This window comes from Lysinibacillus sp. fls2-241-R2A-57, from assembly GCF_030209535.1.
GTDB lineage: Bacteria > Bacillota > Bacilli > Bacillales_A > Planococcaceae > Lysinibacillus.
In genome coordinates this window covers 29,670-39,089 of record NZ_JARVRU010000055.1, presented here as the reverse complement: position 1 = coordinate 39,089, position 9,420 = coordinate 29,670, and the positions used below count along the sequence as shown (strand labels likewise).

10 protein-coding genes and 1 riboswitch are annotated in these 9,420 nt (G+C 40.7%); of the genes, 9 read left to right on the top strand and 1 reads right to left on the bottom strand.

Annotated elements, in window-relative coordinates:
* Nucleotides 1-201: hypothetical protein (locus QRN68_RS11755; protein ID WP_285397070.1), on the bottom strand; the 201-nt coding region annotated here is incomplete at its 3' end.
* A gap of 320 nt (nt 202-521) precedes the next feature.
* On the opposite strand from QRN68_RS11755, the gene QRN68_RS11750 reads away from it, so the two are divergent.
* From QRN68_RS11750 to purF, 9 genes are all read left to right on the top strand, one after another.
* On the top strand, nt 522-716 hold the full coding sequence (locus QRN68_RS11750) for an NETI motif-containing protein (RefSeq protein ID WP_285397069.1): 195 nt from the start codon (nt 522-524) through the stop codon (nt 714-716).
* A 93-nt stretch (nt 717-809) separates the two neighbouring features.
* A riboswitch (purine riboswitch) is annotated at nt 810-908 on the top strand.
* A gap of 201 nt (nt 909-1,109) precedes the next feature.
* Nucleotides 1,110-1,598 carry a 5-(carboxyamino)imidazole ribonucleotide mutase gene (gene purE, locus QRN68_RS11745; protein WP_285397068.1) on the top strand — a complete coding sequence of 163 codons (489 nt, stop codon included), beginning with the start codon at nt 1,110-1,112 and terminating at the stop codon, nt 1,596-1,598.
* Entirely contained in the window at nt 1,595-2,719 is a 1,125-nt protein-coding gene (gene purK / locus QRN68_RS11740) for a 5-(carboxyamino)imidazole ribonucleotide synthase (protein WP_285397067.1), read from the top strand. The genes purE and purK overlap by 4 nt, the downstream gene beginning before the upstream one ends.
* A gap of 13 nt (nt 2,720-2,732) precedes the next feature.
* Complete coding sequence (gene purB / locus QRN68_RS11735) at nt 2,733-4,028, top strand: adenylosuccinate lyase (RefSeq protein ID WP_285397066.1); 1,296 nt, start codon at nt 2,733-2,735, stop codon at nt 4,026-4,028.
* Nucleotides 4,029-4,129: 101 nt separating this feature from the next.
* A complete protein-coding gene (gene purC, locus QRN68_RS11730; RefSeq protein WP_285397065.1) occupies nt 4,130-4,840 on the top strand; it encodes a phosphoribosylaminoimidazolesuccinocarboxamide synthase in 711 nt (236 codons plus the stop codon).
* A gap of 2 nt (nt 4,841-4,842) precedes the next feature.
* The gene (gene purS, locus QRN68_RS11725) at nt 4,843-5,091 is read left to right on the top strand and encodes a phosphoribosylformylglycinamidine synthase subunit PurS (protein WP_053482994.1); all 249 of its coding nucleotides are present in this window, start codon (nt 4,843-4,845) and stop codon (nt 5,089-5,091) included.
* A gap of 2 nt (nt 5,092-5,093) precedes the next feature.
* The gene (gene purQ, locus QRN68_RS11720; RefSeq protein ID WP_285397064.1) at nt 5,094-5,777 is read left to right on the top strand and encodes a phosphoribosylformylglycinamidine synthase subunit PurQ; all 684 of its coding nucleotides are present in this window, start codon (nt 5,094-5,096) and stop codon (nt 5,775-5,777) included.
* Nucleotides 5,764-7,998: a phosphoribosylformylglycinamidine synthase subunit PurL gene (gene purL, locus QRN68_RS11715; protein WP_285397063.1), complete on the top strand. Its 2,235-nt coding sequence runs from the start codon at nt 5,764-5,766 to the stop codon at nt 7,996-7,998. The genes purQ and purL overlap by 14 nt, the downstream gene beginning before the upstream one ends.
* On the top strand, nt 7,974-9,398 hold the full coding sequence (gene purF, locus QRN68_RS11710; RefSeq protein WP_285397062.1) for an amidophosphoribosyltransferase: 1,425 nt from the start codon (nt 7,974-7,976) through the stop codon (nt 9,396-9,398). Before purL ends, purF begins: the two co-directional genes overlap by 25 nt.
* Nucleotides 9,399-9,420: the final 22 nt, after the last annotated feature.

Here is a 9,420-nt window from a genome sequence, read left to right as displayed (position 1 = left end):
TGTCGCTTCGCTTTCACACAAAAAAACACCTGTTGCTGTCGCTACGCTTTCACACAAAAAAACACCTGTTGCTGTCGCTACGCTTTCACACAAAAAAACACCTGTTGCTGTCGCTACGCTTTCACACAAAAAAACACCTGTTGCTGTCGCTACGCTTTCACACAAAAAAACACCTGTTGTTGTCGCTACGCTTTCGCACAAAAAACATTTGTTGCTGTCGCTATACTCATTTGTTGGCCTAAAACCTCTGGCGGATGTCACGGGTTCGGAAATGGAATTCTATGTACATCTGAGGCAATTATGCCGAGACATAATGGATTGGGGATTTTCGAATTTCAAAATCCTTAATAAAGAACTGCAGAGTTTATTCCTGCAGTTCTTTTACTTTATCCTCAATCAGGAACTTAAAGGTATAATTACTTTGAATTAATAAATCATACATACTAAATGAAGAATCTCAAGGTATAATGGAACTCATACGAGGAAAAATAATTGGATACAAGATTGAAAGGGCGAAAGATTTGGGGAAAAAACAAATTTGGTATGAGGTAGAAGAAAACGAGTCAATTGAAGATTGTTTGGCAAGAATGCGTCGAGATGGTTATATGGCAGCGGGAAGAAAAGAAGAGCCTATTTTTCACATAGTAGATGGAGAACCAACGTATTTACGCCAAAAAATACAATTCAAAGCGATGGACTATCAAGATTTTGAGTAGATTTGACTAAAATCCGAACATTTGTAATTGGCTAAAATAAAATGTTCGCATTTTTGCATTGACGATAGTGAAATCACTTGTTAAAATGTGAGAAGGAAAAACAAATAAGTCCCACATATATGCTAGAGGATTGGCTCTAGTGTCTCTACCCGGCACCGTAAATGCTGGACTATGCGGGAAAGCACTTTTGGCGTGTTACGAGAAGGGATATGTACTGATATGTACATATGCATATTCTTTTCATAATAAGTCCTCAAGTAAACTGCTTTCACGTGTATGGTAGGGAGTAGTTTATTTGAGGATTTTCTTTGTTATAAAAGTAAAGCTATATGAGGAATAAAGGCTTGCACAATATTTGATCATTTTTCTATCGTTTAAAAGGAGCGACAATTCATGAATCCGAAAATCGGTGTCATTATGGGTAGTTCAAGTGACTGGGAAACAATGAAACATGCATGTGATATTTTAGATGAATTACAAGTACCGTACGAGAAAAAGGTTGTTTCTGCACATCGTACTCCTGATTTAATGTTTGAGTATGCAGAATTAGCACGTGAGCGAGGTATTCAAGTAATTATTGCGGGTGCAGGTGGAGCTGCGCATTTACCTGGAATGGTAGCAGCTAAAACAACGTTACCGGTAATCGGTGTTCCTGTGCAATCTCGTGCTCTTAACGGTCTTGATTCGCTATTATCAATCGTTCAAATGCCTGGCGGTGTACCTGTAGCAACAGTAGCGATTGGCAAAGCAGGAGCGACTAATGCAGGCTTGCTAGCGGCGCAAATTTTATCAACAACAGACGTAGAGCTTGCTAATAAACTAGATGCTAGACGTGAAGCCACAAAGCAACAAGTATTGGAAAGCACAGGTGACTTAGTGTGACAAAGATTATTTATCCAGGGCAAACGATAGGCATTATCGGAGGAGGACAGCTTGGCCGTATGATGGCACTTGCTGCTAAAGAAGTAGGCTTTAAAATTGCCGTTCTTGAACCATCAATGGACTCACCATGTGGACAGGTTGCGGATATACGTATTGTAGCACCATATGATGATGAGGCAGCTTTAGAAGAGCTTGCTGAGGTAAGTGACGTTATAACGTATGAGTTTGAAAATATCGATTACGAAGGCTTAAAACGTTTAACACAAATTGCTTACGTTCCGCAGGGTCCAGAGCTAGTACGCATTACTCAAAACCGTGTGACTGAGAAGGAAGCGATTGTGAACGCAGGTTGTCCAGTAGCACCTTATATTGTTGCAAATACATATGAGGAATTAGTAGCCAATATCGATAAGATTGGTTATCCTTGTATAGTCAAAACAGCAAGAGGCGGTTACGATGGCAAAGGGCAGCAGCTTTTAAAATCTGTAGAAGACCTACCGTTAGCAAAAGACCTTTTCTCTCATTCACAATGTATTGCTGAGGGATTTGTACCTTTCGCGAAAGAGGTATCAGTTATTGTCCAAAGAAACGGTAATGGTGAATCATATTGTCAGCCAGTTGGAGAAAATATTCATGTTCATCATATTTTACACGAAACGATCGTGCCGGCCCGTATAAAAGAGGAAACAGCACTGGCTGCAGAACGAGAAGCCTTGAAGATTGCTGATTACTTACATTTAGTAGGGACACTGGCTGTAGAAATGTTTGTATTAGAAGATGGTGGAATCGTAATTAACGAATTAGCACCAAGACCTCATAATTCAGGTCACTATTCAATAGAAGCATGTAATGTTTCACAGTTCCATCAGCATATTCGCGCTATTTGTGGTTGGCCACTACGTAAACCACAACTTTGGGCACCATCTATTATGGTAAATGTTTTAGGGCAGCATGTAATGCCACTTAGTAACTCAATTGCTAAATATCCTGAATGGTCTATACATCTTTATGGGAAAGCTGAAGCTAAGGTGAACCGTAAGATGGGCCACGTAACGATTATGACAAAAGACTTAGAGAAAACACTACAACAAATCGAGAGTTCTGGCATTTGGTCAGAATAGAAGGAGATACGCAATGATTGAACGTTACACAAGACCCGAAATGGGCGCAATTTGGACAGAACAAAATAAATATCAAGCTTGGCTAGAAGTTGAAATTTTAGCATGTGAAGCTTGGGCAGAATTAGGAGACATTCCAAAAGAAGATGTAGCTAAAATACGTGAAAATGCTTCATTTGATGTAAATCGTATTTTAGAGATTGAGCAAGAAACTCGTCATGATGTTGTAGCATTCACTCGTGCCGTATCTGAAACACTTGGTGAAGAGCGAAAATGGGTGCACTACGGTTTAACTTCAACGGACGTAGTTGATACAGCCCTTTCTTACTTAATTAAACAAGCGAATGATATTTTACGTAAAGACATCGTGAATTTCATTGATATTATAGCAGCGAAAGCGAAAGAGCATAAGCATACAGTCATGATGGGACGTACACATGGTGTTCATGCTGAGCCAACGACTTTCGGTTTAAAACTAGGTTTATGGTATGAAGAAATGAAGCGTAACCTTGAGCGCTTTGAAGCGGCAGCAAAAGTAATTGAAACAGGAAAAATGTCTGGAGCAGTTGGAACATATGCCAATATCGATCCTCGAGTTGAGCAATATGTATGCGATCAATTAGGACTTGCAGCATCACCTATTTCAACACAAACATTACAACGTGATCGCCATGCGCAGTATTTAGGTGCTTTGGCATTAATCGCAACATCAATAGAGAAATTTGCAACAGAGATTCGCGGCTTGCAGAAATCTGAAACGCGAGAAGTTGAAGAAGCCTTTGCAAAAGGACAAAAAGGTTCGTCAGCGATGCCGCATAAACGTAATCCAATCGGGTCTGAAAATATGGTTGGTATGTCACGTTTAATGCGTGGTTATATGGTGACAGCTTATGAAAACGTAGCTTTATGGCATGAGCGTGATATTTCACATTCATCTGCAGAGCGCGTAATTTTACCGGATGCAACGATTACACTTAACTATATGTTAAATCGCTTCGGTAACCTTGTGAAAAACTTAACAGTATTCCCTGAAAACATGAAACGTAATATGGGTCGCACTTTTGGTCTAATTTATTCTCAACGCATCTTATTAGCACTTATCGATAAAGGATTAGTGCGTGAGGAGGCGTATGATACAGTACAACCTCTAGCGATGCAGGCGTGGGATGAGCAAGTTCAGTTCCGTACGTTAGTCGATGCGAGTGAAAAAATCACATCGTATTTAACGAAGGAAGAGCTAGATGAGTGCTTTGACTACAACTACCATTTACAGCATGTAGACATGATTTTTGAGCGTCTTGGACTTAACTAACATTTAAAGCCACAAGCGGATGTTACAGAATTGAATCGTATACGTACGATTCAATTCTGAACAATACGCGCGTAATTCATAATATCAGGGGGAAGAACGAAATGATTAAAGGTCAACTTTTGTATGAAGGTAAAGCAAAAAAATTGTATACAACAGAGGAGCCAAATGTTCTACTCGTTGAGTACAAGGATAGTGCAACAGCGTTTAATGGTGAGAAAAAAGAAGAAATTGAAGGAAAAGGCGTATTAAATAACCGCATTACTTCATTAATTTTCGAAAAATTACAAGCTTACGGAATTGCGTCACATTTCGTAAAACAATTGTCTGATACACAACAGCTTGTAAAACAGGTAGATATTATTCCGATTGAGGTTGTTGTTCGTAATATAGCAGCAGGTAGTTTAGCGAAACGCCTTGGCTTAGAGGAAGGTACACCATTAAAACGTCCAATCGTTGAGTTTTATTATAAAGACGACGAGCTTGGTGATCCACTCATTTCAACGGAACATATTGATGTACTTGATCTTGCAACTCCTGAAGAAGTGGCAGCCATTTATGACGGTGCACTAGCTGTTAACAAAGTTCTGCAGCCAATATTTGCAGATGTCAATGTTACGTTAATTGACTTTAAATTAGAGTTCGGACGTGACAATGACGGAAGTGTACTACTGGCAGATGAAATATCACCAGATACTTGCAGACTTTGGGATGCTACTACAAAGCAAAAGTTAGACAAAGACGTCTTTCGTAGAGACCTTGGTAATTTAACTGAAGTTTATACTATTATACTTTCTAGACTCGGAGGCAAATAACAATGAAAAAAGTTAAAATTTACGTAACATTACGCGAGAGCATTCTTGATCCACAAGGTTCAGCCGTACAAGGTTCTTTAGTAAAGATGGGTTACGCTGAAGTAGAAGATTTACGTATCGGTAAATATCTTGAACTAACAATTAAAGATACAGAACGTGACATTGATACTCTAGTAAAAGAAATGTGTGAAAAGGTTTTAACTAACGTTGTAATCGAAGACTACCGTTACGAAGTCGAGGAGGCTAACTAATCATGAAATTCGCAGTACTCGTATTCCCTGGGTCAAACTGTGATATCGATATGTATCATGCGATTAAAGACGAGCTAGGTGAAGAAGTAGAATATGTATGGCATACAGAAACAGATTTAAGTGGCTTTGATGGCATTTTAGTTCCAGGAGGCTTCTCGTACGGGGATTATCTTCGCTGTGGTGCGATGGCAAACCAATCTAATATTATGGCAGAGGTCAAGAAAGCAGCGGATGCTGGTAAGCCAGTATTAGGGGTATGTAATGGATTCCAAATTTTAACGGAAGCGGGTTTATTACCTGGTGCATTACTTCGCAACAAAAATTTAAAATTCATGTGCCGTACAATCCAGCTTAAAGTTGAAAACAACAATACCTTATTCACTAACCAATATGAGCAAGGTCAAGTTATCAATATTCCAATCGCACATGGTGAAGGTAACTACTACTGTGACGAGGAAACTTTACAAAAGTTAAAAGACAACAATCAAATCGTGTTTACGTACTCAGGTGAAAATCCAAACGGTTCTTTAGAAGATATCGCGGGGATTGTAAACGAGCGCGGCAATGTATTAGGGATGATGCCTCACCCAGAGCGAGCTGTTGATGCACTAGTGGGCGGAGCAGACGGTCTAGCGGTATTTAAATCAATTGTGAAGCAGTGGAGGGAAAATCATGTCAACAACTAAGTTTGAGCCAACAGCACAGCAAATTAAAGATGAAAAGCTATACGCTGGTATGGGGATGTCAGACGAAGAATTTGCAATGGTAGAAGGTATTTTAGGACGTCTGCCAAATTGGACAGAGACAGGTCTTTTCTCAGTAATGTGGTCTGAGCACTGCTCATACAAAAATTCAAAACCAGTGTTACGTAAATTCCCTACAAAAGGTCCTCAAGTTTTACAAGGTCCAGGTGAAGGTGCTGGTATCGTAGATATTGGTGACGAACAAGCGGTTGTATTTAAAATGGAATCACATAACCACCCATCAGCAATCGAGCCTTATCAAGGTGCTGCAACGGGTGTTGGTGGTATAATCCGTGACGTTTTCTCAATGGGTGCACGTCCAATTGCGATGCTGAACTCACTACGCTTTGGCGAATTAAAATCGGCGCGTGGTAAATATTTATTCGAAGAAGTAGTTGCTGGTATCGCAGGTTACGGTAACTGTATCGGTATTCCTACTGTAGGTGGCGAGATTCAATTTGATCCTTGCTATGAAGGCAATCCACTTGTTAATGCAATGTGTGTAGGTTTAATTGACCATAAAGATATTCAACGTGGAATCGCGGCTGGCGTAGGAAATACAGTCATGTATGTTGGCGCAAAAACAGGTCGTGATGGTATCCACGGAGCAACATTCGCATCTGAGGAGTTAACAGAAGAATCAGAGAACCAACGTCCTGCAGTACAAGTAGGGGATCCGTTTATGGAGAAACTTTTACTTGAAGCGTGTTTAGAAGTAGTAAAATCAGATGCTCTAGTGGGTATTCAAGATATGGGTGCTGCTGGTCTAACTTCTTCATCTGCAGAAATGGCTTCTAAGGCTGGCTCTGGTGTAGAAATGAACTTAGATTTAGTACCACAACGTGAGACAGGCATGACTGCATATGAAATGATGCTATCTGAATCTCAGGAGCGTATGCTACTTGTTGTGAAAAAAGGTCGCGAAGATGAAATTAAAGCGATTTTTGATAAATATGATTTAGATGCTGTGGCAATTGGTCGAGTGACAGATGATAAAATGCTTCGCTTATTACACAATGGTGAAGTTGTAGCGGAAGTACCTGCTGATGCACTTGCAGAAGATGCACCAGTTTATCATAAGCCATCTGCAGAGCCTGCTTACTATGGTGAGTTCCAGGCGATAGAAAACGCTGAACCAGCTGTAACAGATTACAAAGAAACATTAAACGCACTTTTAAAAGCACCAACAATCGCTTCTAAAGAGTGGGTTTACGATCAATATGATTATCAAGTACGTACATCAACAGTCGTTGCACCAGGCTCTGATGCAGCAGTTATCCGCGTTCGTGGTACAAACAAAGGTTTAGCGATGACTACAGACTGTAATTCTCGTTATATTTTCCTAGATCCAGAGGTAGGCGGTGCCATTGCGGTAGCAGAGGCTGCTCGTAATATTGTAGCAACTGGTGGTACACCATTAGCGATTACTGACTGCTTAAACTTCGGTAATCCTGAGAAACCAGAAATCTTCTGGCAAATTGAAAAATCAGCTGATGGTATTTCAGCAGCTTGTACGGCACTGAATGCACCTGTAATCGGTGGTAACGTATCTCTTTATAACGAACGTTCTGGTGAAGCTGTTTACCCAACACCAACAATCGGTATGGTTGGACTAATTGAAGATTTAGCACATGTGACAACTCAAGAAGTAAAAGCTGCTGGCGATGTAGTATTTGTGATCGGCGATACAAAAACTGAATTTGGCGGTTCTGAGCTTCAAAAACTAGTGAATAATGGGGTTATTTCAGGGAAAGCACCAGCTATTGACTTAGAAGTTGAAGCTGCACGTCAACAAGCATTGCTTAAAGCGATTAAAACAGGAATCGTACAATCTGCACATGATGTAGCAGAAGGTGGTCTTGCAGTAGCGCTTGCTGAAACAACATTTGGCGCCAATGGCTTAGGTGTTGAGATTACATTAGCGGGCTCTGCGACAACGGCATTATTCAGTGAAACACAATCTCGTTTCGTTGTATCAGTGAAAGAAGAAAATGCTGCTGCGTTTGTAGAAATTGTAAAAGATGCACAGAAAATCGGTGTCGTAACAAACGATGCGCTTGTTAAAATCAACGGTGACAACGGTGTGCTTGTAGAAGGTACAGTGGAGGAATTCCGTTCTAATTGGAAAGGAGCAATCCCATGCTTGCTGAACTCAGAGGCTTAAACGAAGAATGTGGGGTGTTTGGTATTTGGGGCAACTCAAATCCAGCGCACCTTAGTTATTACGGGCTTCATGCTCTTCAACACCGTGGCCAAGAAGGCGCAGGGATCGTCGTTTCTGACGGTCAGCATCTTCGCGCGGTGAAAGGCGAAGGATTAGTGAACGATGTTTTCAACGAAGAGAAATTAAAGGCAGTTAATGGAAAAGCAGCAATTGCTCACGTTCGTTATACGACTGCAGGTGGAGGCGGTATTGAAAATGTACAGCCGTTACTATTCCACTCCTCAACTGGTAGCCTTTCAATTGCTCATAACGGTAACTTAGTCAATGCAACGCACTTAAAACAGTATTTAGAGCGTCAAGGTAGTATTTTTCATTCTAGCTCCGATACAGAAGTGCTAGCGCATCTTATTAAGAAAAGCTCGCATTCACCATTCCGTGCAAAGGTGAAAAATGCCCTTTCATTATTAAAGGGGGCGTATTCGGTCTTAATTATGACTAAAGATGAAATGCTTGTTGCACGTGATCCACATGGTTTACGTCCCTTATCTCTTGGAAAGCTAGGAGATGGCTGGGTTGTGGCCTCTGAAACTTGTGCATTCGATTTAATAGGTGCAGAATTTGTTCGCTCTGTTGAACCAGGTGAGTTATTAATTATTAATGACGAGGGTGTCAAATCTGATCGTTTTGCAGATATGAATAAACGTGCAATGTGCGCGATGGAGTACGTGTATTTAGCACGTCCTGATTCTGATATTGATGGTATTAACGTCCATATGGCACGTAAACGTATGGGAAAACAGCTTGCTCGTGAATGTGCACACATTGAAGCGGATGTTGTAACAGGTGTACCTGATTCAAGTATCTCTGCAGCAATCGGCTTTGCAGAGGAAAGCGGTATTCCATATGAGCTTGGTCTTATTAAAAATCGTTATGTAGGTCGTACGTTTATCCAACCAACACAGGAATTACGTGAACGCGGTGTGAAAATGAAGCTTTCTCCAGTTGTTCAAGTCGTCAAAGGGAAACGAGTAGTGATGGTGGACGATTCAATTGTTCGCGGTACAACTTCACGACGTATTGTAAAAATGTTAAAAGATGCTGGTGCGGCAGAAGTACATGTTGTGATTTCCTCACCACCAATGACAGATCCTTGCTATTATGGCATCGATACTTCGACGCATGAGGAACTGATTGCATCAAGCCACAATGTAGAGGAAATCCGTGACGCTATAGGAGCCGATTCATTAACATTCCTTTCAGTTGAAGGCATGGTAGAAACGATTGCAAGACCATATGAAGATGAAAACCGTGGACTATGCCTTGCTTGTTTTACAGGCAAATATCCAACGGAAATTTTCCCAGATACAATCTTACCACATGAAAAAGAACTATTACGTTAAGAAAAACATCTAACTATGCCAA

Coding starts and splice junctions, on each gene's coding strand:
- purQ (WP_285397064.1), top strand. CDS start 5,094: ATGAAATTCGCAGTACTCGTATTCCCTGGGTCAAACTGTGATATCGAT.
- purB (WP_285397066.1), top strand. CDS start 2,733: ATGATTGAACGTTACACAAGACCCGAAATGGGCGCAATTTGGACAGAA.
- purF (WP_285397062.1), top strand. CDS start 7,974: ATGCTTGCTGAACTCAGAGGCTTAAACGAAGAATGTGGGGTGTTTGGT.
- purL (WP_285397063.1), top strand. CDS start 5,764: ATGTCAACAACTAAGTTTGAGCCAACAGCACAGCAAATTAAAGATGAA.
- purE (WP_285397068.1), top strand. CDS start 1,110: ATGAATCCGAAAATCGGTGTCATTATGGGTAGTTCAAGTGACTGGGAA.
- purC (WP_285397065.1), top strand. CDS start 4,130: ATGATTAAAGGTCAACTTTTGTATGAAGGTAAAGCAAAAAAATTGTAT.
- purS (WP_053482994.1), top strand. CDS start 4,843: ATGAAAAAAGTTAAAATTTACGTAACATTACGCGAGAGCATTCTTGAT.